The sequence below is a fragment of the Otoolea muris genome (assembly GCF_943193115.1).
In the GTDB taxonomy this organism is placed as follows: Bacteria; Bacillota; Clostridia; order Lachnospirales; family Lachnospiraceae; genus Otoolea; species Otoolea muris.
This window is the reverse complement of sequence record NZ_CALPCY010000009.1, coordinates 1-20,038: the sequence shown is the minus strand read 5'-3', so window position 1 is coordinate 20,038 and position 20,038 is coordinate 1. Positions and strand designations below refer to the sequence as shown.

Annotated in this window: 30 protein-coding genes and 1 tRNA gene; 29 read left to right on the top strand and 2 right to left on the bottom strand. The window is 50.2% G+C overall.

The genetic code is table 11. The features are described 5' to 3' along the window. Positions 1-82 precede the first annotated feature (82 nt). A complete protein-coding gene (locus NFS31_RS07675; RefSeq protein WP_251493185.1) occupies positions 83-1,369 on the top strand; it encodes a DUF5711 family protein in 1,287 nt (428 codons plus the stop codon). 140 nt (positions 1,370-1,509) lie between these two features. On the opposite strand, the gene NFS31_RS07670 is transcribed toward NFS31_RS07675, so the two are convergent. Next, a complete protein-coding gene (locus tag NFS31_RS07670) occupies positions 1,510-1,878 on the bottom strand; it encodes an arsenate reductase family protein (RefSeq protein WP_251493183.1) in 369 nt (122 codons plus the stop codon). Between the two features lie 195 nt (positions 1,879-2,073). Between NFS31_RS07670 and NFS31_RS07665 the strand changes: the two genes are divergently transcribed. From NFS31_RS07665 to NFS31_RS07655, 3 genes are all read left to right on the top strand, one after another. Beyond that, positions 2,074-2,592, top strand: coding sequence for a spore maturation protein (locus NFS31_RS07665; RefSeq protein ID WP_251493181.1), 519 nt, complete (start codon positions 2,074-2,076; stop codon positions 2,590-2,592). Positions 2,593-3,008: 416 nt separating this feature from the next. Continuing rightward, positions 3,009-3,464 carry a MarR family winged helix-turn-helix transcriptional regulator gene (locus NFS31_RS07660; protein ID WP_251493179.1) on the top strand — a complete coding sequence of 152 codons (456 nt, stop codon included), beginning with the start codon at positions 3,009-3,011 and terminating at the stop codon, positions 3,462-3,464. 24 nt (positions 3,465-3,488) lie between these two features. Continuing rightward, positions 3,489-4,013 (top strand): GerMN domain-containing protein, encoded by a 525-nt coding sequence (locus NFS31_RS07655; protein WP_251493177.1) that lies wholly within the window; start codon positions 3,489-3,491, stop codon positions 4,011-4,013. 166 nt (positions 4,014-4,179) lie between these two features. Here NFS31_RS07655 and NFS31_RS07650 read toward each other — a convergent pair whose 3' ends face one another. Then, positions 4,180-6,042 (bottom strand): DUF885 domain-containing protein, encoded by a 1,863-nt coding sequence (locus tag NFS31_RS07650; protein ID WP_251493175.1) that lies wholly within the window; start codon positions 6,040-6,042, stop codon positions 4,180-4,182. Between the two features lie 148 nt (positions 6,043-6,190). On the opposite strand from NFS31_RS07650, the gene metG reads away from it, so the two are divergent. The 25 genes from metG to NFS31_RS07525 all read left to right on the top strand — a co-directional run. Continuing rightward, entirely contained in the window at positions 6,191-8,299 is a 2,109-nt protein-coding gene (metG, locus tag NFS31_RS07645; protein ID WP_251493173.1) for a methionine--tRNA ligase, read from the top strand. Between the two features lie 8 nt (positions 8,300-8,307). Continuing rightward, a complete protein-coding gene (locus tag NFS31_RS07640; protein WP_251493380.1) occupies positions 8,308-9,105 on the top strand; it encodes a TatD family hydrolase in 798 nt (265 codons plus the stop codon). Beyond that, positions 9,102-9,980 (top strand): 16S rRNA (adenine(1518)-N(6)/adenine(1519)-N(6))-dimethyltransferase RsmA, encoded by an 879-nt coding sequence (gene rsmA, locus NFS31_RS07635; protein ID WP_251493171.1) that lies wholly within the window; start codon positions 9,102-9,104, stop codon positions 9,978-9,980. Before NFS31_RS07640 ends, rsmA begins: the two co-directional genes overlap by 4 nt. Before the next feature lie 319 nt (positions 9,981-10,299). Then, positions 10,300-10,947, top strand: a complete 648-nt coding sequence (locus NFS31_RS07630) for a hypothetical protein (protein ID WP_172508580.1) — start codon at positions 10,300-10,302, stop codon at positions 10,945-10,947. A 46-nt stretch (positions 10,948-10,993) separates the two neighbouring features. Further along, positions 10,994-11,185, top strand: coding sequence for a helix-turn-helix domain-containing protein (locus tag NFS31_RS07625; protein ID WP_172508581.1), 192 nt, complete (start codon positions 10,994-10,996; stop codon positions 11,183-11,185). A gap of 27 nt (positions 11,186-11,212) precedes the next feature. Beyond that, positions 11,213-11,434, top strand: a complete 222-nt coding sequence (locus NFS31_RS07620) for a hypothetical protein (protein WP_251493169.1) — start codon at positions 11,213-11,215, stop codon at positions 11,432-11,434. Between the two features lie 20 nt (positions 11,435-11,454). Then, positions 11,455-11,548: transfer RNA gene (locus NFS31_RS07615), tRNA-OTHER, on the top strand. 309 nt (positions 11,549-11,857) lie between these two features. Continuing rightward, the gene (locus NFS31_RS07610; protein ID WP_251493167.1) at positions 11,858-12,781 is read left to right on the top strand and encodes a radical SAM protein; all 924 of its coding nucleotides are present in this window, start codon (positions 11,858-11,860) and stop codon (positions 12,779-12,781) included. An 8-nt stretch (positions 12,782-12,789) separates the two neighbouring features. Further along, positions 12,790-13,176, top strand: coding sequence for a hypothetical protein (locus NFS31_RS07605; protein ID WP_251493165.1), 387 nt, complete (start codon positions 12,790-12,792; stop codon positions 13,174-13,176). Then, the gene (locus NFS31_RS07600) at positions 13,173-13,553 is read left to right on the top strand and encodes a hypothetical protein (protein WP_172510552.1); all 381 of its coding nucleotides are present in this window, start codon (positions 13,173-13,175) and stop codon (positions 13,551-13,553) included. The genes NFS31_RS07605 and NFS31_RS07600 overlap by 4 nt, the downstream gene beginning before the upstream one ends. Then, positions 13,546-13,899, top strand: a complete 354-nt coding sequence (locus NFS31_RS07595; protein WP_172510551.1) for a long-chain fatty acid--CoA ligase — start codon at positions 13,546-13,548, stop codon at positions 13,897-13,899. Before NFS31_RS07600 ends, NFS31_RS07595 begins: the two co-directional genes overlap by 8 nt. A gap of 180 nt (positions 13,900-14,079) precedes the next feature. Further along, positions 14,080-14,295, top strand: a complete 216-nt coding sequence (locus NFS31_RS07590) for a defense against restriction DarA-related protein (protein ID WP_251493163.1) — start codon at positions 14,080-14,082, stop codon at positions 14,293-14,295. Between the two features lie 17 nt (positions 14,296-14,312). Continuing rightward, positions 14,313-14,498 carry a hypothetical protein gene (locus tag NFS31_RS07585; protein WP_251493161.1) on the top strand — a complete coding sequence of 62 codons (186 nt, stop codon included), beginning with the start codon at positions 14,313-14,315 and terminating at the stop codon, positions 14,496-14,498. A 47-nt stretch (positions 14,499-14,545) separates the two neighbouring features. Beyond that, positions 14,546-14,821 carry a hypothetical protein gene (locus tag NFS31_RS07580; protein ID WP_120436371.1) on the top strand — a complete coding sequence of 92 codons (276 nt, stop codon included), beginning with the start codon at positions 14,546-14,548 and terminating at the stop codon, positions 14,819-14,821. Next, the gene (locus tag NFS31_RS07575) at positions 14,802-15,539 is read left to right on the top strand and encodes a single-stranded DNA-binding protein (protein ID WP_251493159.1); all 738 of its coding nucleotides are present in this window, start codon (positions 14,802-14,804) and stop codon (positions 15,537-15,539) included. The genes NFS31_RS07580 and NFS31_RS07575 overlap by 20 nt, the downstream gene beginning before the upstream one ends. Then, entirely contained in the window at positions 15,529-15,837 is a 309-nt protein-coding gene (locus NFS31_RS07570; protein ID WP_251493157.1) for a hypothetical protein, read from the top strand. Before NFS31_RS07575 ends, NFS31_RS07570 begins: the two co-directional genes overlap by 11 nt. After that, the gene (locus tag NFS31_RS07565) at positions 15,824-16,072 is read left to right on the top strand and encodes a hypothetical protein (protein ID WP_120436377.1); all 249 of its coding nucleotides are present in this window, start codon (positions 15,824-15,826) and stop codon (positions 16,070-16,072) included. Before NFS31_RS07570 ends, NFS31_RS07565 begins: the two co-directional genes overlap by 14 nt. Position 16,073: 1 nt before the next feature. Further along, positions 16,074-16,562: a DUF7768 domain-containing protein gene (locus NFS31_RS07560; protein WP_120436378.1), complete on the top strand. Its 489-nt coding sequence runs from the start codon at positions 16,074-16,076 to the stop codon at positions 16,560-16,562. A gap of 184 nt (positions 16,563-16,746) precedes the next feature. Then, complete coding sequence (locus tag NFS31_RS07555; protein WP_172507921.1) at positions 16,747-17,514, top strand: rolling circle replication-associated protein; 768 nt, start codon at positions 16,747-16,749, stop codon at positions 17,512-17,514. Position 17,515: 1 nt separating this feature from the next. Next, entirely contained in the window at positions 17,516-17,680 is a 165-nt protein-coding gene (locus NFS31_RS07550; RefSeq protein ID WP_251493155.1) for a hypothetical protein, read from the top strand. 3 nt (positions 17,681-17,683) lie between these two features. Then, positions 17,684-17,836 (top strand): hypothetical protein, encoded by a 153-nt coding sequence (locus NFS31_RS07545; RefSeq protein ID WP_172507919.1) that lies wholly within the window; start codon positions 17,684-17,686, stop codon positions 17,834-17,836. Next, on the top strand, positions 17,833-18,243 hold the full coding sequence (locus NFS31_RS07540; protein WP_172507918.1) for a VRR-NUC domain-containing protein: 411 nt from the start codon (positions 17,833-17,835) through the stop codon (positions 18,241-18,243). Before NFS31_RS07545 ends, NFS31_RS07540 begins: the two co-directional genes overlap by 4 nt. A gap of 26 nt (positions 18,244-18,269) precedes the next feature. Next, positions 18,270-19,022: a ParA family protein gene (locus NFS31_RS07535; protein ID WP_251493153.1), complete on the top strand. Its 753-nt coding sequence runs from the start codon at positions 18,270-18,272 to the stop codon at positions 19,020-19,022. A 5-nt stretch (positions 19,023-19,027) separates the two neighbouring features. Beyond that, positions 19,028-19,417: a beta-sandwich lipoprotein gene (locus tag NFS31_RS07530; RefSeq protein WP_251493151.1), complete on the top strand. Its 390-nt coding sequence runs from the start codon at positions 19,028-19,030 to the stop codon at positions 19,415-19,417. Positions 19,418-19,445: 28 nt separating this feature from the next. Further along, positions 19,446-20,038: ParB/RepB/Spo0J family partition protein (locus NFS31_RS07525; RefSeq protein WP_251493149.1), on the top strand; the 593-nt coding region annotated here is incomplete at its 3' end.

Sequence of the window (20,038 nt, the reverse complement as noted above, 5' to 3'; positions counted from 1 at the left end):
ATTTGGCCTGTCTGATCCCGCAGATACTGCGCCAACTGCAAAGGTATTTATGAACCGTTCCTTACTGGGAGATAAACGACATATGAGCAGTATGAATTCAATTGAACGGGAACAGAAAAAGCGGCAGCTAAAACGGCGCATCGTTGAGCCGGGCAAAGCGGCCGGCGGGACTGACCGGAAATGGGTAAGCTATTCGGAGCGTGAGGAAGAAGAGCGCAGGCAGGCAGCGGGCCGCGCCCGCCGGAAACGCAGGAGGCTGCTCCTTATCCTGGCCGCGTGTATGGCTGCGGCGGCTGCCTGCGCGGCGCTGTACAACAGCAGGCGGCAGTACACCGAGTACACAGTAGCCTGGGAAAAGGAGATTCCGGCCAGTGAAAGCAGCTTTACCGAGTATATAAAGTTCGGGGAAAACATCCTGAAATATACAAAAGACGGAGCTACCTATCTGGATCGTTCAGGAAATGCCGTGTGGTCCTTAAGCTATCAGCTAAAATCCCCGATCTGTTATGTAAACGGGGATTATGCCGTAATCGCGGACCAGCAGGGGAATTCGATGTTTATTTGCGACAAGACGGGATGTCAGGGAGAGGCAACGACGCTGCTCCCCATTCTGCGTGTCAGCGTATCAGCCCACGGCGTAGCGGCGGCGCTGGTAGAAGACAGCACGGCCTCATATGTGACATTCTTCAAAAAAGACGGAAGCTCCCTGGACTGGGGAATCAAAACCATCATGTCAAGCAATGGGTATATTATGGACGTATCTCTGTCGCCGAGCGGAACGCAGGTCATGATCTCCTCCGTATACGTGCAGGGCGGCATGCTGAAAAACAGAATCGTATTCTACAATTTCTCCGAGTACGGCAAAAGCTATTCAGACCGCCTGGTGGGTGGTTTTGAGGAATTTAACGACTGTATAACCCCAAGGGTGCGTTTTTTGGACGAGGAACATGCCTGCATCTTTGCAGACGGCCAGTTGGGATTTTTCCTTTTGGAAAATGTAACAAGCCCGGAGCTGGCCTTTCAGATCCCGGTGGAAGGCGAGATCCAGAGCGTGGCCTACTCCGACGAGTATGTGGCCGTCATATCCGATCACCCGGACGGAGAATACGACAGTAAGCTGGATTTGTACAGCGCGGCGGGGGAGCTTATTTTCAGCAGGGAGTTTACATATCCGTGGCAGAATATTGAGATCAACAGAGATTTTATTATTCTGTATAATGATCGGTCATGCCGGATTTACAGCACGGCGGGAAAGGAACGGTTTTCAGGGGAATTTGACTTTACGGTTTCGATGATAACAAGGGGGAGAGCGGCGAATTCTCTGATTATTACGGGAGGGGATCGGATGAGGGAGATTCGGTTGAAGTAAGGGTGGAAATGTATGCGGGCCGTGGTTCAGCGTGAGAGGGCCGCCAGCGCCAGGTTCTGTATCCAACAGAACCTGACTCTGGCGGCCTTCTCACGACAGACCACAGCCTGCATACACAGTGACAAAATAAGCCCCCAGAGCTATTCCTGCGTTTTCAAAATCCTGGCGCCCCATTCCGCCTCCTTAAATCCGACCAGCACAAAATCTTCCCCGACCAGAATCGGCCGTTTCACCAGCATACCGTCCGTCGCCAGGAGAGCGTACTGCTCTTCCTCGCTCATAGACGGCAGCTTGTCTTTTAAATTCATATTCTTGTACAGGAGGCCGCTGGTGTTAAAGAACCGTTTCAGGGGAAGCCCGCTTCGCGCGTGCCAGTCTTTCAGTTCCTCCGCTGTCGGGTTCTGTTCCTTAATGTGGCGATCGGAATACTCTGCCGAATGATCGTCAAGCCATTTTTTCGCCTTCTTACAGGTCGTGCAGGGCGGGTATTCGATAAATAATGGTTTCATAGATACATATCTGTAGCAGGGAGACAGTCTCCCTGCCACTCTCCTTCCTTATTTTGTTACCCGGAATTATACCACAGCCATGGCCCCATTCCCATCTTTTTATAAAAATTTTAAATACTTTTCACAGGAACACCATACATTTCCCCTATAATACCGGAATAAACTGTAGGGATAAGGATCGGCCCGGAGCATGCCATGAAATTGATCACCTACCTGTCAGATTATCTTGTCCCTCTGCTTATATTTTACATGGTCGGCTTTGCCGCGCTTCAGAAACGTCCGGTATTTGACGATTTCATCGAAGGGGCAAAGCAGGGGATGCGGACCGTGGCGGGAATACTGCCCACCCTGATCGGCCTGATGACCGCCGTCGGAGTCCTGAGAACGTCCGGGTTTCTCGACTTTTTATCCGGCGTCCTGCAGGGCCCCGCAGAGCTTCTGCACATCCCCGCCCCGGCGGTTCCCGTGATACTGGTGCGCCTGGTTTCAAGCTCCGCCGCCACCGGACTCGTGCTCGACATCTTCAAAACCAGCGGCCCGGACTCGCCGGTAGGCATGATGGTTTCGATCCTGGAAAGCTGCACGGAAACCGTCTTTTACACCATGAGCGTTTACTATATGTCTATCAAAGTGACAAAAACGAGATGGACCCTCGCGGGAGCCCTGGCCGCGACGGCCGCAGGAGTGGCGGTCAGCATCGCCCTCTCCTGCTAAGCCCGTTGAGGTTCCCGCATGCGCGCCAGCCAACGCGAAGCTCAAAACAGCGTCTCTAATCGCCGGCGCTTACCAGCGGATTTCTTATTACGGGATTCCAGAGGAGACGGAAACCTTACAAAGTTATATTAATAGCATTTATGGCCCGCCGATCACGCAGCCAGCGGCAGGTTCTGTATCCATAAGGAACCCGTAGAAAACCGCCGGTACTTAGCGAGGTCTTTTCGAGCTTAGTATTGCTGCGCTTTTCTCCGGGCGGAAGCGGGGTTTTGTTGGATACAGAACCTGACACTGGCGGCCCTTCCCGCAACCGCCCCCAGCCCGCCGCGCAACAAACCATATTTTGTAAGAAATTTGATGGTTGTCTTGTAAGAAAGAATATTGTATAATCAATGAGGATCTTTGGTTATCAATATATGAAAGGGCAGACGGTGGATAATTACGAGACACTGAATGAAGTAATGGTAAGGCTGTTCCGTGATATTATGTACATTGAGCAAAAAGCCATTATCACACCGGAATTTAAGGATATCACAAATAATGATATGCATGTAATTGAAGCCATTGGGATTGACAAGCCGAAAAATATGACGGCTATTGCCAGGGAGCTTTCGGTTACGGTCGGAACGCTTACCATTGCCATGAACAGCCTTGTAAAAAAAGGCTATGTAGAGCGCGCGAGGGGAAAACAGGATCGCCGGGTGGTGTATATATCCCTTTCGGAGCGGGGCAGGCGCGCATATGAGCATCACGCCAGTTTTCACAAGGCGATGATAGAGGGTGTGACCGGTGAGCTGTCACAGGTGGAGCTGAAGACGCTCGTAAAGGCTCTTTCCAAGCTGGAACACTGGTTTTACAGCCGGAAAAACTGAAAAATGAGGAGGAACTACACAATTATGAAAAAATTAATGGGATTATTAGCAGGCGGTATGATGGCGGTAGCGCTTACTGCATGTACGCCGACATCACAGAATTCCGGGCAGCGCAGGACAGCGCCGCCGGCAGGCGCCACGCAGGAGTCGCAGGTTGACGGGGCGCTGGAGAAGGAGCAGATGGTGGTGGACGAGGATCCGGCGGTGACAGTTTGTATTTACTCTGTAAATGCGGACAAGACGGGCCTTGCGCAGAATATAGACGCCGTGGACGGCGAGGAGCTGGACGCTCAGGCGCTGGTCAACAAGATGATAGAGCTGGGCGTGATAGAGGAAGGCATTACGGTGACAAAGTTTGAGAATAAGGACGGCGCGCTGACGCTTGAATTATCCGCTCTTCAGGGCGCGAAGGACGATCTGATTGTCACCGCCGTAGCCAATACATTTATCCAGAACTATGAGGCGGATACATTAAGCCTTACCGTGGCGGGCGAAAAGATCGGCGGCGGGGATCTGACCTTTAACAAGGAATTTAAGAAGCTCAAATAACGCAGCCATTCGGCCAGTGGGATAACGCCCGCAAATGTCAGGAACTGCCGGGAATATTTTCTGCGCAATCCGCACAAGTTATTTTCCTGCATTTCCTTACATGCGGGCGTTAGATACGGGAAAGACCGCAAAGCAGTGAAGATACATATGCTTTGCGGTCTTTTTCTTAATTCCTGCCTGCGCCGCGCTCCGCAAGCCATGTCTGGAAACGGGGCCTGATGACACGGAACGGAGCGCCTTCCATATCGAGGATAAACTGGTGGAATGCCTTCACATCAAAGCGCTCTCCAAGCGCCTTGGCCGCCTCATCCCGGAGCGTGCGGATCTCCAGAAAGCCGGTGTAATATTTCAGGTAATTGACCGGATTATCGGTCAGGGAATGATAGATTTCCGCGATGACGTCTGCATCCTCAATTCCGTAATAGGTCTTTAAAAAGACGGTCGTCTGATCCAAATCCCAGCCGTCGTAATTGATACGGATATCCAGGAGGGCGTACAGGCCGTAGATGGAGGCGGCGCTTTGCGCGACTACCTGTTTTAAGGGCTCGGGATTGCCGTTGTCAAAGGAATAGGCGTAGAGCTCGCAGTACAGGCCCCAGCCCTCGCTGTAGCCGTCACAGACGAGGAGGCGCTGCAGGGGACAGGGATTTCTCCGGTTAAAATACACGGACTGGTACAGATGCCCCGGATAGCCCTCATGGGCCAGGGTGGTGTAGAGGTCGTCGTCCCCGCTCAGGAGGTCATTGATATAAATGACGTTCGTGTCATTTGAATCAAGCGGCGGAATCAGGAAAAAGGCGGGGGACAGCGAGGTTTCCAGCGCCTTGGGCACATGCTTTACCTCAAAGCCGGAGTCGTCAAGCTCCGGGAAGTCCTCTTTGATCTGTTCCCGCAGGTGATTCAGGATCTCCACCGGATCTGTGACAGGGAAACGAAAATCAGTCAGGCTGTCTCTGAGCTCCGGGTGATTTTTCATCAAAAGGCCGATCTGGGCCATATTGCTCCCCAACTCCTTTTCGATCCGCTGGCGCAGCTCAGGCGCCGTGGAGCCGGTTCCGGTTAAGGAGGCGACCAGGTATTCATAGTATGCCTTTCCATTTTCAAAATGGCAGAGCCCCTGTTCGCCCGTCCCTGTCCCCTTAAGCGCTTCCAGAGCGGCGCTTAAGTTCGTATAGGCCGGGACGAAATGCTCCTGCAGCGCCTTTAGGTTCGCCTGTTTGTAGGCATCCCGTTCAGCGTCCGTCAGATCCGGGACCTCATTTAAGCGGCTCTCAAAGGTTTCCGCCATAAAACTGCTCTCCGGGGAGGCGAGATAGTCCCTGCAGGAGATGAGGATGCGGTCAATGGCGTCGTCGCACGGCGTGAGGCCGGCAGCGGCCCGTTCTTTCTCATAATCCGCGAGCTGCGCATAATACGTATCGATCTGCGCGAGAAGCGCCAGATAATCGTCCACATCCTGTCTATCAGAAAACTCGTACTCAGCCAAAAGCACCGGGAGCTGCGCCTGCACGCCGATCACAGGGCTTAAGGGCTGGTAAAGGAGCTCCAGCCCCTTTGACAGGGCTTCAGTCTCCAGCGTATCTTTCAAATTCTGCCAGGTATATAGCTGTGAGGAGGTCAGAAGCGCCGGATCAAAGCTTAAAAGCTCCTGTAAAAGCGCTTCGTTTTCTTTTGCATCCTCAAGAAGAAGCTCATGGGAGATAGAGGGGAAATGCATATCCTGCGCCGCGACGCCAAAAGACTCCGGGTTTTGCAGGGTAAAATGCAGCGACATAGGATCCTCGGCCAGGGATTCACAGAAGATCCGGCTGGTAAATGCGTCAAACCGCTCCCGGACATCCTGCGTATCTCCGGGAACGCCGCCTTTATCCGGGGCATCCGGTTTCTCTGCGCTTAAACCATCTAAAGCGCGGTATTCTCCGGCCTGATACGACTCTGAGGGCGGAGTATAGCGGCTGCAGCCGCAAAAGACAGCGGCGATCATTACAATCAGGAAATAAAAAATCCGGTTTCTGTGTGTCTTCATCATCTAAGCACCTCCAGGTTACCTGCTATTATAATTTATATTGAAGACAAAAACAACTATGAATAAAAGTAGATCCTGCTTGACAAAAAGCGGCTGAACGGATAGGCTAAAGTCAGAGCGTTTTTGAAAAATATAAGGAGAGAATTGATTTATGTGTACAAGCTGTAAAAAACCATACTATATAACAACCGCAATCGCTTACACCTCAGGTAAGCCGCATATCGGAAATACGTATGAGATCATATTGGCAGACAGCATCGCCAGGTATAAAAGGGAGCAGGGCTTTGACGTGCGCTTCCAGACCGGAACAGACGAGCACGGCCAGAAGATTGAGCTCAAGGCCGCCGAGGCGGGCGTGTCGCCAAAAGAATTCGTGGACGGCGTAGCCGGGCAGATAAAGGAAATCTGGGATCGCATGAATACGTCTTATGATAAATTTATCCGCACAACCGACGCGGATCATGAGGCGCAGATCCAGAAAGTATTTAAAAAGCTGTACGATCAGGGGGATATCTACAAGGGCTGCTATGAGGGGCTTTACTGCACGCCGTGCGAATCCTTCTGGACGCAGTCGCAGGCAGTGGACGGAAAGTGCCCGGACTGCGGCCGCCCGGTAGAGCCTGCAAAGGAGGACGCGTATTTCTTCAGAATGAGCAAATATGCCCAGAGGCTGATTGACCACATCAACGCGCACCCGGAATTTATCCAGCCCGTTTCAAGAAAGAATGAGATGATGAATAATTTCCTGCTTCCTGGCCTGCAGGATCTGTGTGTTTCAAGAACCTCCTTCAAATGGGGGATTCCGGTTGATTTTGACCCGAAGCATGTGGTCTATGTGTGGCTCGACGCCCTGACAAACTACATCACCGGGCTGGGGTATGACTGCGGCGGCAGTCACGGCGAATTATTCGGAAAATACTGGCCGGCGGATCTGCATCTGATCGGAAAGGATATCATCCGCTTTCACACGATCTACTGGCCGATCTTTCTGATGGCCCTTGATCTGCCGCTTCCGAAGCAGATATTCGGCCACCCGTGGCTTCTGCAGGGCGACGGCAAGATGAGCAAGTCAAAAGGAAATGTGCTCTATGCAGACACCCTGGCGGACTTTTTCGGCGTTGACGCAGTGCGCTACTTTGTCCTTCACGAGATGCCGTTTGAAAACGACGGCGTTATCACCTGGGAGCTGATGGTCGAGCGCATGAATTCGGATCTGGCGAATATCCTCGGCAACCTCGTCAACCGCACCATTTCCATGAGCAACAAATATTTCGGCGGCGAGGTAGCGGATAAGGGCGCGGCCGAAGAGGTGGACGCTGACTTAAAGGCCGCGGTGCTGGAGGCTGTAAAAAAGGTTGACGGGAAGATGGAAAAGCTCCGCGTGGCGGATGCAATCACAGAGATATTCGGCATTTTCCGCAGAAGCAATAAATACATTGACGAGACGACGCCCTGGGCGCTGGCAAAGGACGAGGCAAAACGCGATCGCCTGGCGACCGTGCTTTATAACCTGACAGAAGCCATTGTCATCGGCGCTTCCCTGCTGCACTCCTTTATGCCCGAGACGTCGGAGAAGATTTTGCGGCAGTTAAACACGCAGAAGCGGCCGCTTGACAGGATGGAGCAGTTCGGCCTCTACCCGTCAGGCAGCCATGTGACAGAAAAGCCGGAGATTTTGTTTGCCCGGATGGATATCAAAGAGGTATTGGAAAAGGTGGAAAAGATACAGGCTGACGGCGCTGAAAAGAGCCAGGGCCAGAAAGACGGCGGCGCGGCAGCGGCCCATGCGTCCGGCAACTCTTCGCAGGATGGCGCGTCCGGCAGCGGCTCTGCACGGGATGGTATGGCCGGCAGCGGTTCTTCGCAGGATGGTACGACGGGCGGCTCCGGGCAGGATGATACATCCGGCCATGTGATCGATCTGGAAGCAAAGCCCGAGATCACGTATGACGATTTCGCAAAGCTCCAGTTCCAGGTGGGCGAGATCATTGCCTGCGAGGCAGTTCCGAAGTCCAAAAAGCTTCTGTGCTCACAAGTAAAGGTTGGCAGCCAGGTGCGCCAGATTCTCAGCGGCATCAAGGCCCATTACTCGCCGGAGGAGATGGTTGGCAAAAAGGTCATGGTGGTTACGAACTTAAAGCCTGCAAAGCTGGCGGGGATGATGTCAGAGGGCATGCTGCTGTGCGCAGAGGATATGGACGGAAATCTTGCGTTAATGAAGCCGGAGAAGGATATGCCTGCAGGAGCTGAGATTTGCTGATGGGAGAGATGATATTTGACACACACGCCCACTATGACGACGAGGCGTTTGACGGCGACAGGGAAAACATTCTGGAGAACCTTACAGAAAACGGGATCGAGGCTATAGTCAACATCAGCTCAGACTTAAAAAGCATAGAAGACACGCTGTCGCTGACGCGCAGATATCCGCAGGTGTACGGGGCGGCCGGGATCCATCCGTGCAGCACGGACGAATTAGACGAAGAGAGCTTTAAGGCTGTCCTCCGGGCGGCCCTTGAGCCTGCGATGGCAGCGATCGGCGAGATCGGCCTGGATTACTACTGGGACGAGCCAGGACGCGGCATTCAGAAAAAATGGTTTGAGCGCCAGCTTGAGCTGGCCCGGGAGACAGGCCGCCCGGTAGTCATTCACAGCCGAGAGGCGGCAAAAGACACGCTGGAGATCATGAAAGCGCACAAAAGCGCAGAGATCGGGGGCGTGATCCACTGTTTTTCCTACGGGACCGATATGGCGCGGGAATACCTGAATATGGGCTTTTATCTGGGGATCGGGGGTGTGCTGACCTTTCAGAATGCAAAGAAACTGAAGGAGGTCGCGGCCTATGCCCCGCTGGACCGCCTGGTCCTGGAGACGGACTGTCCTTATCTCGCGCCTGTTCCGCATCGCGGGAAACGCAATTGTTCACTCTATCTGAAATATGTGGTCAAGGCCCTGGCGGACATAAAAGGGCTGACGGAGCAGGAGATTATCCGCGCCACAAACCGGAATGCAAAGGAGCTTTACAGACTGGATAGGCGGGAAGTTACGGAAAGGAATCCGTTATGAATAAATCCGTTGTGAAAACAGACTTAAGCAGCCCGCAGAATACGCTGGAGATCATCCGCCGTCATGGCTTTGCGTTCCAGAAAAAGTACGGCCAGAATTTCCTGATCGATTCCCATGTGCTGGACAAGATTATCGCGGCGGCGGACATTACGCCAGACGATATGGTGCTGGAGATTGGGCCGGGCATTGGGACCATGACCCAGCGCCTGGCCGAGCGCGCCAGATGGGTGGCAGCGGTAGAAATCGACGCAAACCTGATCCCGATTCTCGAAGAAACCCTGGCAGGCTATGAAAATATAAAAGTGTTCCATGAAGATATCCTGAAGATGGATATTCCAAAGCTGGCGCTGGACTATAATGAGGGGCGTCCCATAAAAGTGGTCGCCAATCTTCCATACTATATCACCACGCCCATTATCATGGGATTGTTCGAGAGCGGGGCCCCGGTTGACAACATCACGGTTATGGTCCAGAAGGAGGTCGCGGATCGCATGCAGTCAGGCCCGGGGTCCAAGGAGTACGGCGCGCTGTCCCTGGCCGTCCGGTATTACGCGCAGCCGTACCTGGCGGCCAATGTGCCGCCCAACTGCTTTATTCCCCGTCCGGGCGTCGGCTCAGCGGTTATCCGCCTCACGCGCCATCAGGATCCGCCGGTGGAGACAAAGGACAGGCAGTTAATGTTCCGCCTGATCCGCGCCTCCTTTAACCAGAGACGGAAAACACTGCTAAACGGCCTGTACAACAGCCCGGAGCTTGGTTTTACGAAGGAGGAGATAGCGAAGGCGATCGAAACTCTTGGCCTCCCCGCCGCTGTCCGGGGCGAGGCGCTGACGCTTGGGCAGTTTGCAGAGCTGTCGAATCTGCTGGCTGTGTAGGTCATAGGAGGCGTTTATTTCCGCGGGCAACGAGCCAAGTGGGCATGCTTGCATGCACATTTGGCGGCTGCCCTTCTCCGCGCGCCGTATGTTTTTTGTTTTGCAAAGCATTGAAGTGAAAGATGGATATAAAATTGATAAAAAATAAACGATGGAAAAAATCTATAAAATTGATAAGTTTTAGAATGAAATTCGACAAGAGGTTTTAAACCTCTGCCGGATTTCTTTTTTATTGAAATAGCAGAGAAAAAAGAAGAGCGTGCAGAGTGTAGAAACTCTGACACGCTTATTTTTTTGCAACGAAAGAGAGGTAAACAGAATGGAAAGAGTGACATTAAAAGAGTATGAGGCAGCAAAGGCAGCAGTATTGTACGGAAAAGAGTATAAAGAAAATTCTGAAATGGAAAATAACGTAATTCATAAGCAGTATGTGTGTAAGGACGGCAGCGGGGTATTTTATGAGAGGACAGAGAACGGCGTAACAGAGTTTTGGAGTACGGAACACAGCAAAAGCCGCTTGTATGTTGACAAGGTAGAGAATAAGCCAGCACATGAGGAAAAGGAAGAGCTTAGCGAGAGCCGCCAGAAAGCAATTAAGAGAATGTATAAGCTGGTTTACTGGTTTGCTGATGAAATGCTTAAGGAAGAGGACGCAGAGAAAAGAGAGGCGGCAGAGTTTGAGAGGCAGTGCAAAGAAGAGCCAGACAAGCTGCAATTTAGAGTAAGTGCCCACGATAATAACGCAAGGGTAATGAAAGACTGCATGAGAGAGGCACGGGACGCAGCAGAGTTTTTAAGGAATAGAGAGAACGATATAGAGGAATGGCAGATAGCGGGCATAAATGCAATGTGCGACCAGTGCAACGTAGAAAAGGTTATACCGTATGATTTGCCGACAGCGATAAAAGGGCTTTTATGTATGCACATTCTTTGTAAGCCTCTTTGCATAGAGGCAGTAACAAAATAAGACAAAGGGCGGCGAAAGCCGCCCACATAGAAAGGAGCGGGAAACAATGGCAAGGAGATACAAGAGATTGCGCTATGAGGACAGACGGACAATAGAAAAGATGCTTAAGGCAGGCGACAGCATAGTAGAGATTGCGGCAGCAGTAGGAACACACAGAGATACGATTTATAAAGAAATTGAGCGCAGCGGCACGGATAAGCTGACATATACAGCCGACGTAGCGCAGGCGACATTATAAACCCTAAAAGAAAGGAGAGCATGAGGCATGAACAAAGAGAGGCGCAAAAGAATTGCAGAGGCAGCGGAGCTGATTAGCCAAGCAAAGGACATTTTAGAAGAGGTACGGGACGAAGAGCAGGAGAGCTACGAAAATCTGCCAGAGGGATTACAGAACGCAGAGAGGGGAGAACAGATGCAGGAGAATGTAGACAGCTTAGAGGAAATCATAGGCTATCTGGAAGAGGCAGACAGTTTAGGGGATATGTAGGCGGCAGCTGCCGCCAGCACCCGCCCTTAATTTAATGGCAGAATACCGAGCTTGAAACTGACTATAGCAGTACAAGCCTATAGCGGGGTGCTGGTTCAATTCCAGCAGGGCGGTTTTGGTAGCGGGCATGGCGAGCCTGCACCAGAGGGCAGCAGGCTAATAGCTGTATCTGGATACCGTGATAAAAATAGCAGCGGTCATACCAGCTAGAAAGTATGTGGACGGTCAACAAGTTTTCAGCGGCTTTTTAATGTGAAAAGCCGCCCACACGGTAAATAAATACGCCAGAGCAGGAGTATAGCGGCATGGAAAGACAGAGAGCGCCGCCGAAAGGTTTAAGGGATTTGGCAAGGCAAGGAAAGTGTATCACATTGGCGGCAGTAAGGATATAGCGTCTGCCGCCAGAAGAGAGGCGGGCAAGAAATGAGGGTAGAGCTGATAGACGTTGACGGGCATAATTTCCCTAATTTGCCACTTATGAAAATATCGGCATACCACAAAAGCAGAGGCGATAGCGTAGCGTGGTATAACCCGCTGACAGCATGGGTAAGCCCGCCAGAGCGGGTATATATGAGTAAGGTATTTACGTTTACGCCAGACTATCAGCACCCAGTAAATGCAAAGGAAATCATAAGAGGTGGGACGGGGTACAGCTACCCAGACGGCGGCGCAGCACTGCCAGAAGAGATAGAGCATATATACCCAGATTATTCTATCTATTTTGAGCGGATACCAGAAGTAAGAAACACGGCTTACGGCTTTTTAACTAGAGGCTGTCCAAGAGGGTGCGAATTTTGCATAGTTGGAAAGAAAGAGGGCAGATGCGCAAAGAAAGTAGCCGATTTGTCGGAGTTTTGGGACGGACAAAAGAACATAGTGCTTTTAGATGCTAATATGTTTGCCTGCAAGGAGTGGAGAGAGTTAAGCGTACAGCTGGAAGAAAGCGGCGCATGGGTGGACTTTTCGCAGGGCTGCGACATACGGATTATGACGGAAGAAAAAGCGGAATACATAAAGCGGATGAAAATAAAACAAGTGCATTTTGCATGGGACAGATACGAGGACAAAGAGAAGATAGTACCAAAGTTTAAGGAATTTAAGGAAATTACACAGTGGGACTATAGAAAGCTGGGTGTATATGTGCTTTGCAATTTCAATACGACTTTTGAGCAGGATTTAGAGAGAGTATATACGCTGCGTGAACTGGGATATAACCCGTATGTAATGTTATACGAAAAGGACAAGATACCAGCAGGGCATAGGCTTAAGCTGCTACAGCGCTGGGTAAACAATAGAATTATTTTTAGGAGCTGCAAACGGTTTGAGGATTACGACGGCAGAAAGTGAGGCAGGAAATGGCAATATATAGGGAAGTGCGCACAGAGGTATACTGCGACATATGCGGCGAGCAGATAGTAGCCTTTAAAGATGCAGGCAGGACGGGTGGCGTAAGTAGGGACTGGGCGGCGTACTTTGCACGTCAAGAGGGCTGCACGACGGGCGAAAAGGTTATCTGTAAAAGCTGCCGCATAAGCAGGCGTATAGAAAAATGTAGCTTGCAAAAGAAGTGCGGGGCAGCAGGCGTGGACGGTAGCGGCGCTTGCCTGGGATTTGGTAAAGAATTTGACGACGAGCCTATAGAGCAGTGCAAGCGCTGTATTGCGTGTACTTCTTTTGACTGGGAAGAGGAAAAACAGCGGTTAAGCATAGAGGGCAGACATAGAAAGCGAGGCAGACAATGAGGCGACGCAGACGGGAAAACCAGATACTTAAAGGGCTGATACGGGCGGCAGTAGCCGTGGCAATCTGCATAGCAGGGCTGATACTCTTTTTTGTGTTCGTTTGGTGGCAGGCGCAGCAGGCAGAGCCGACGACGGACGAAGAGGTAGCAGCATTGATGCAGCGGCAGCAGGCAGAGCAGCTGGTTATTGAAACACCAGAGCCAGCTACAGAGGGCAGCATAACCATTTATACGCCAGACGGCGCAGTATACGGCTATTTTGGGAATATAGACATTATAAGCGACGGCGGGGACGGTAGCCAGATAAATATAGTGCTTACGGGCTGGCTGGTAGGGGAAACGCACAAAAAGGAAGAAAGCGAGGCAGGCAATGAGTGAGGTATATATACGTAGTCAAAACAAAAAAGGGCTATTCTGCCTTAATAATGCAATGGGGATAGTGTGCAGCAGGAAAGAGGAAAGATTTATAAAATTTGGCGATAATAACGAGCCAGAAAAAACCAAGAAAGAAAAGCATTGTCTTTTTCTGCAAGGAAACGGCACACAAAATGAGCTGGGAGAGTATGAGAGTATGGAACGCTGCATAGAGGTACTGGACGAAATAGAGCAGAAATGCGGGCAGTATTTGTATGCGGCAGGAAGTCTGGGGCTGATGATAGGCAGTGAGGCTATGCCACCTATGGCAGCAGTCATACCAAGAGTTTACCAGATGCCAGAGAAATAGTATGGCAGAAATCATATTACACCCATGCCACCCAGACTATTGTAAGGAATGTATTTTTTATGGCAGCAGTAATGACGGCTGCCAGAGCGAGGATTACATACAGAACAGCTACAAAGTAAATTGCGTGTGGCATTACTGCAAATACAAGCGGAAAAGGCACACAGAAAGCGAGGTAAGAGAATGAAATACAGATATTACAGCACACAGCGCCCAGTATCGGCGGGGACATATCCAAAGCCAAAGGATAACCCAGCTATGCTTATTCACAATTATAATGAGCGGCAATACGTGACAGAGATAGGGCGGCTGGCATGGGGATATATTGAGTATGATAAGCCGCTGGAAAATGCAGACATTGACGGCTACGAGCTTATACCAGCTGCTTTTTTCTCATAAAGAAAGCGAGTGGAAATATGTACACATGGAAAAACGGGAACTATCAGCACGTAGGCGCAAACATTCAGAAGAGCATAAAAATTGACGCTGAAACACTGGAAATCATAGAGGCTGTAGCGGGGCGCAGCTTTTCTGACAAAGTGCGGAACATGGCGGCAGAGTATGTACGGCTAAAGTGTGACGAGCTGGCGTCTAAAAAGTAATACCTATTCAGGATTAAGTAATACTTTTGCGAAAGCGAGGGCAGCACATGGAAGAGAACGACGAGCAGCGCAGGGAGCTTATACACAAATTCTACCAGATTTACAGACCGATACAGAAGAGCTGCGGATTAAGGGAACATAGCCATTTTGATATATACGGCAATAACCTTATTGAAATCTGGGAGTATAAGGGCGAAAGAAAAGGGCGTTGTATCTGCAAAGTGAAAGAGGATACAGAAATAGCCTGCTACCAGCGGGCAATAGAAATGCTGGAAAATTACAGCGGAAAGGAAACAGTAAAGCATGAAAAAAGAGCAGGATAAAAAGCCAGACTTTTTACGGGACATTAACACGGGGATTATGGAAGATTTGACAGCAGGCGGCATCAAGGACAATGCAGCAGGACTGGCAGGGGAGCTGAAAGAGATTGAAGAGGTTACGGAGCTTTGCGGGCTGCGTTTTAACGGCTATCTGGCAAAAATTGAAACGCCACGCCCACGGGGAACGCTGGACGAGGTTATAGTAGCCTTTACGGACGGAAAAGTAGACGTAGGGCAGCAGAGGGACGGGCGACCGCTTAAAGAGTTTATGACAGCAGGCAGCAAGGTTTTAGTATCTGGCAAGGTACAGACGCTTAAGGACTTTGAGAGCGGTAAAGTGCTGGTATTCATTCTGGCAGACTTTCTGGCAATGGTTAAAAATCCTATGATGCAGGACGACGTAGCGCTACGTGGCGTTATTGCGCATGAGCCAGTATATAGGACAACACCGAGGGGCAAGCGGATTACGGATATTTCCGTAATGGTAAAAAATGAGCTGACGGGTAACAAGTGCTTTGTTCCCTGCATCTGCTGGCAAGAGCAGGCGGACGAGGTAGCAGGCTGGCAGCAGGGCGACACAGTAGAGCTGCTGGGGAGATACCAGAGCCGCCAGTATGAAAAGGTTATTGACACCGACAGCGGCAGCAGGGAGCGGCGCACGGCTTATGAAATATCGGTACAGCTGATTAACAGAAAGGAACGGGCAGAAAATGAGAGTTAAAACAATAGTAAATGGCAAGGGAGAGCCGCAGGCTACAGAAATAGCAATACCGATAGAGGGGGCGGGCGGCGAACTGGGGAAGCGGGCGGTTATAAATTTAACTTCCCTTATAAGCGGGCTTGAGACCATGAAAACAGAGCAGGACGTAGTAACACATTATCATATAATCTGCGGTTTTGCTACGTGCTGCGAGTTGTGCGGATTTATGACGGAGAAAAGCACCAATGACTTAATGCACATGGTAGAGCATCTGGTAGAAAACGAGCTTGCAAGAGTAGCGGCGCATGACAGCCCGTGAAATCTGCCGCAGCTATCATAGCGCACGGCATAAGGCGCAACAAATACAGATACTTGCAGAACTGAACGCCGTAGACAGTCTGGAAATTATCAAGGCTTTAGTGCGTGGCGGGGAGAGGCTGCCAGACAGCACGGTAAATAAGCTGTTTAAGCGGCTTGACAAATTGGAAATGGAGATAAGGGAAAGAGAGCGGGAATATAAGGCGATTGCGGCGGCACTGAAAGGAGAGAAATAGATTGAGGAAAGTATATATATGCAGCCCGTATAGGGCAGCTGACAGCGCCCAGCTGGATAGAAACATAGACTATGCGCAGGCACTTACAAAGCAGGCGATAGAGGCGGGATTAGCGCCGATTACGCCACATTTATATATGACGCAGTGCTTAAATGAGGACAAGCCAGAGGAACGGGCGGCAGGTATGGCAGCAGGCTTAACGCTGCTGAAAGGCTGCGACTTTGTGATAGTGGGCGTTAAGTACGGGATAAGCGAGGGAATGAGCGCCGAAATAGCGGCGGCAGATGCGGCAGGCATAGAAGTAGTGAACGCAGACAAGCTGCGGCACAAGCTGGAATATGACCGCAGGGCATGGCTGGAAGAGTACGCAAAGCTGCACGCCTGCGAGTTTTGCAGGGGCAGCAGGCTACATACTTGCACAAGCTACCGCTGCCAGCAGCCATATAGAGAGGCTTACAAGTATGCAGAGAAACATTTTACAAGTGGATAAAGTAAAAAGCCCTCTACGGTACGGGAATACCTTAGAGGGCTAAGCTATACAGCTTTTACAACCTAAATCCAGTATATCACTGTATGGCGAAAATATCAAGCAAAATGCGGGCAAAGCGCCTGCTTTATCACTTGATAAAAGTATTAGCTTTAGGACAAGGATAGCCAAAAAAGGAGTAAAAAATATGCCATACGTTGAGAGGATTACAAGGGCGGGCAAAACCATAGAGGTAGAGCGCTATTTTACGAGCAGATATAAAAAGCAGGGGATAAAGAGGGGGGATAAGGTTAAGCCCACCACAGAGCAGCAGGAGAAAATAAACACAAGGCAGGCAGAAAGAAAGCTGCGTATTCTGATAAATGCAAATTACGAATATGGTGACTATCATTTAGTGCTGGACTACATACGGAAAAAGGGAGAGCCAGAGAGAACAAAAGAGCAGATGCGCAAAGACATAGATATATTTCTAAGGGAGTGCCGCAAGGAGTATAAAAAGGCTGGGCTAGAGTTTAAATACATACACGTAATGGAGATAGGCAAGAAAGGCGCAAGGCATCATCATTTAGTCATAAACCAGATAGACACAAAGATATTGCAGCAGTGCTGGTATAAGGCGTATGAGGGGCATAACAGAGTAAAAGTATTTCCCCTGGACGATAGCGGGAACTATGCGGAGCTGGCAGCGTATTTGATTAAATACACGGATACGCACAGAAAAGTAGAGGACGGGGCGCTACAAGGCAAGCGCTGGAATTGCAGCAGGAATTTAGTAAGACCAGAGCCAGAGATACGGATAATTTCAAGCCGTGAATGGTTTAAGGCAGAGGCAAGACCGATTAAGGGCTACTACGTAGACAAGGACAGCGTAAGCAAGGGAGTACATAGCCCAGAGTATTACGGATATGGGTATTTCAGATACACGCTTGTAAAAATGGAGAAAGAGGGGGGATAAGATGCAGGCAGTAAAGGTTATAGGGATTGCGGCAGCAGTCATAGGGGCAGGGCTTTTGAGTGCGGGGCTGGCAGCAGTAGGCGCACTGGCGGTAGCCATAAAGCACGCCAGCGAGGATATGAGGAACTGGGAACGCTGGAACGATAACGACGACAGAGGGGCATAAGGAATGGGGCAGAGGCTTATATACTGGATATTCCAGAGAGGCAAGAACTGTAAGCACTGCTGCCTATGGTGCGAGTATTACGACCTATGCAGGGCAGACGTGCTGGCGCAGGACGAAAGAGAGGAAAAACACGGAAAGGAGAGAGCGGAAGAATGAGAAACTTTAGACTGGACGACGAAAGCGGGCATCAAGAGGCGCTATTTAGCTGGGCTGCGTATCAGCTGGGACGTATGCCAGAGTTAGAGTATCTGCATCATGTACCAAACGGCGGCAAAAGGGACAAGGCGACAGCTACGGCGCTTAAGAGGCAGGGAGTTAAAGCGGGAGTGCCAGACGTTGTGCTGCCAGCAGTACGGGCAGGATACCACGGACTATACATAGAGCTTAAGGCTGGAAAGAATACCACAACGGACAATCAGAAACGCTGGTTAGAGTATCTGCGGCAGCAGGGATATTATACGGCGGTATGCTATGGCTGGCAGCTGGCAGCAGAACTGATAGAGCGGTATTTACTGCACCCAGAAGAGCTTACACAAGAGCAGAAAACAATTACAATGCGCTAGAGGCGGCGCAGAAAGAGAGGCAAAGAATGAAAACAATAAGCATTTTGAACTTAAAGGGCGGTGTAGCCAAGACCTTTACAGCGGCAAACATGGCGTATGAGCTTTACCGCAGGGGCTATAAAGTCCTGCTGCTGGATAATGACAAGCAGGGTAACTTAAGCAAGGCATACGGCAGATACGACGCAGAGAGCGTAGCGCCGATAACAAAGCTGCTTAGCGGGGAATGGTTAAACCCAGAGGAAATAATACAGCATACGGAGTATGAGGGCATAGACATTATCACGGCGAATATGTCACTTTTCGGCGCTACATGGAATTTAACCAAAGAGGAAAACGAGAACCAGACGGAGCGGTATAGCGCCTGCAAGTTATGGCACTATGATTACTGCATCATAGATAACCCGCCAGACATAGGGCTTAACGTGATAAATGCGCTGGCAATAACGGACGAGGTTATAGTACCCGTAAAGCTGGATAATTACGCTTTAGAGGGGCTAGACATTGTGGCAGAGCAGATAGAGGACGTAAAAAAGTATAACCAAGCAATTAAGCTGGCGGGCGTTCTGATTACGTCATACCAGAACACGGACGGGGAGAGCGCAGGTGTGGAATGGTTACAAGAGCAGGGAGTATATAACATTCTGGGGATTGTAAGGTATTCCAAGAAAGTAGCGGAAAGCTCTTTTCTGCAAAAGCCTATTTATGAGTACAGCCCGTGCTGCGGGGCGGCGCAGGGGTACAAGAAATTTGTAACGGCATATACAGGGAAAGCGAGGTAAGGGAAATGAAAAAGAAAATAATTTCAGTGGCAGCAGTTTTGGTAATGTGCATTATTCTTGCAGGCTGCACAGAGGCAGACAAAGTATCAGAAAACGTATCACAAGAGGCAGATAATTTTAATGTGTTACGTAGATTTGCGGTAATAAATACAAGGACAGATAAAGTAGAATTTGAACTTATAGGGGCTTTTTCTCTGGACGCAAGTAACAGCGACAAAATAAGTGTAATTGTAGAAAAAGAGGACGGCACATATTTTAAGCATATTATAGGGCTTAACGAAGATGTATTTTACGTAGTGGAAGATTTAGGCGGTGCAGCGGTAAACAAATACAAGTACGAGGTAAATTACATACCAGAAAGTATAGTACCATTCACGATAACAGAAAAAGAATAGATACGGCATAGAAAGCGAGGTAAAGAATATGGCAAAGTTTGGCATAAATGACATTTTGAACGCAAAGACAAAGGCAGCGGGAGCGCCCACGGCGGCAGAGGGATACAAAGAGATTTATTTAAGCCCGTATGAGGTAAAGGCAGCGCCAGAGAACACGCACCAGAACTTAGAGAACATAGAGGAACTGGCAGACAGCTTTTTACACGTAGGACAAGAGCAGCCCACGGTATTAGCGAGGATAAAGGGCGAATATTTCATAATCGACGGACACAGACGCAACGCTGCTAATATTCTGAATTTGGAGCGGGGACACAAGGAGTATGAAAAAGTCCTCTACCGCTATATGGATATGAGCGAGGCTATGTATGAGCTGCGGCTACTGGCTGGCAACGGATACACGCAGCCGCTTACGGCATATGAGAAAACCAGGTTAGTAGAGCGCACCAAAGCGGCGCTGATGCGGGCAAAGGAAGAGGACGGGCTAGAGATACAAGGCAAAATGCGGGATTTGATAGCCGCTATGCTGAATGAGAGCAGCACCAACGTAGCCAGAATGGAGAGCATAAACAATAACGCCACGCCAGAGGTAAAAGAGCAGCTTAAGAGCGGCAATATGGGTAT

Excerpts from the sequence above, each read along its gene's own strand:
- NFS31_RS07675 (WP_251493185.1), top strand. The coding sequence starts at position 83 with ATGAGCAGTATGAATTCAATTGAACGGGAACAGAAAAAGCGGCAGCTA.
- NFS31_RS07670 (WP_251493183.1), bottom strand. The coding sequence starts at position 1,878 with ATGAAACCATTATTTATCGAATACCCGCCCTGCACGACCTGTAAGAAG.
- NFS31_RS07665 (WP_251493181.1), top strand. The coding sequence starts at position 2,074 with ATGAAATTGATCACCTACCTGTCAGATTATCTTGTCCCTCTGCTTATA.
- NFS31_RS07660 (WP_251493179.1), top strand. The coding sequence starts at position 3,009 with ATGAAAGGGCAGACGGTGGATAATTACGAGACACTGAATGAAGTAATG.
- NFS31_RS07655 (WP_251493177.1), top strand. The coding sequence starts at position 3,489 with ATGAAAAAATTAATGGGATTATTAGCAGGCGGTATGATGGCGGTAGCG.
- NFS31_RS07650 (WP_251493175.1), bottom strand. The coding sequence starts at position 6,042 with ATGATGAAGACACACAGAAACCGGATTTTTTATTTCCTGATTGTAATG.
- metG (WP_251493173.1), top strand. The coding sequence starts at position 6,191 with ATGTGTACAAGCTGTAAAAAACCATACTATATAACAACCGCAATCGCT.
- NFS31_RS07640 (WP_251493380.1), top strand. The coding sequence starts at position 8,308 with ATGATATTTGACACACACGCCCACTATGACGACGAGGCGTTTGACGGC.
- rsmA (WP_251493171.1), top strand. The coding sequence starts at position 9,102 with ATGAATAAATCCGTTGTGAAAACAGACTTAAGCAGCCCGCAGAATACG.
- NFS31_RS07630 (WP_172508580.1), top strand. The coding sequence starts at position 10,300 with ATGGAAAGAGTGACATTAAAAGAGTATGAGGCAGCAAAGGCAGCAGTA.
- NFS31_RS07625 (WP_172508581.1), top strand. The coding sequence starts at position 10,994 with ATGGCAAGGAGATACAAGAGATTGCGCTATGAGGACAGACGGACAATA.
- NFS31_RS07620 (WP_251493169.1), top strand. The coding sequence starts at position 11,213 with ATGAACAAAGAGAGGCGCAAAAGAATTGCAGAGGCAGCGGAGCTGATT.
- NFS31_RS07610 (WP_251493167.1), top strand. The coding sequence starts at position 11,858 with ATGAGGGTAGAGCTGATAGACGTTGACGGGCATAATTTCCCTAATTTG.
- NFS31_RS07605 (WP_251493165.1), top strand. The coding sequence starts at position 12,790 with ATGGCAATATATAGGGAAGTGCGCACAGAGGTATACTGCGACATATGC.
- NFS31_RS07600 (WP_172510552.1), top strand. The coding sequence starts at position 13,173 with ATGAGGCGACGCAGACGGGAAAACCAGATACTTAAAGGGCTGATACGG.
- NFS31_RS07595 (WP_172510551.1), top strand. The coding sequence starts at position 13,546 with ATGAGTGAGGTATATATACGTAGTCAAAACAAAAAAGGGCTATTCTGC.
- NFS31_RS07590 (WP_251493163.1), top strand. The coding sequence starts at position 14,080 with ATGAAATACAGATATTACAGCACACAGCGCCCAGTATCGGCGGGGACA.
- NFS31_RS07585 (WP_251493161.1), top strand. The coding sequence starts at position 14,313 with ATGTACACATGGAAAAACGGGAACTATCAGCACGTAGGCGCAAACATT.
- NFS31_RS07580 (WP_120436371.1), top strand. The coding sequence starts at position 14,546 with ATGGAAGAGAACGACGAGCAGCGCAGGGAGCTTATACACAAATTCTAC.
- NFS31_RS07575 (WP_251493159.1), top strand. The coding sequence starts at position 14,802 with ATGAAAAAAGAGCAGGATAAAAAGCCAGACTTTTTACGGGACATTAAC.
- NFS31_RS07570 (WP_251493157.1), top strand. The coding sequence starts at position 15,529 with ATGAGAGTTAAAACAATAGTAAATGGCAAGGGAGAGCCGCAGGCTACA.
- NFS31_RS07565 (WP_120436377.1), top strand. The coding sequence starts at position 15,824 with ATGACAGCCCGTGAAATCTGCCGCAGCTATCATAGCGCACGGCATAAG.
- NFS31_RS07555 (WP_172507921.1), top strand. The coding sequence starts at position 16,747 with ATGCCATACGTTGAGAGGATTACAAGGGCGGGCAAAACCATAGAGGTA.
- NFS31_RS07550 (WP_251493155.1), top strand. The coding sequence starts at position 17,516 with ATGCAGGCAGTAAAGGTTATAGGGATTGCGGCAGCAGTCATAGGGGCA.
- NFS31_RS07545 (WP_172507919.1), top strand. The coding sequence starts at position 17,684 with ATGGGGCAGAGGCTTATATACTGGATATTCCAGAGAGGCAAGAACTGT.
- NFS31_RS07540 (WP_172507918.1), top strand. The coding sequence starts at position 17,833 with ATGAGAAACTTTAGACTGGACGACGAAAGCGGGCATCAAGAGGCGCTA.
- NFS31_RS07535 (WP_251493153.1), top strand. The coding sequence starts at position 18,270 with ATGAAAACAATAAGCATTTTGAACTTAAAGGGCGGTGTAGCCAAGACC.
- NFS31_RS07530 (WP_251493151.1), top strand. The coding sequence starts at position 19,028 with ATGAAAAAGAAAATAATTTCAGTGGCAGCAGTTTTGGTAATGTGCATT.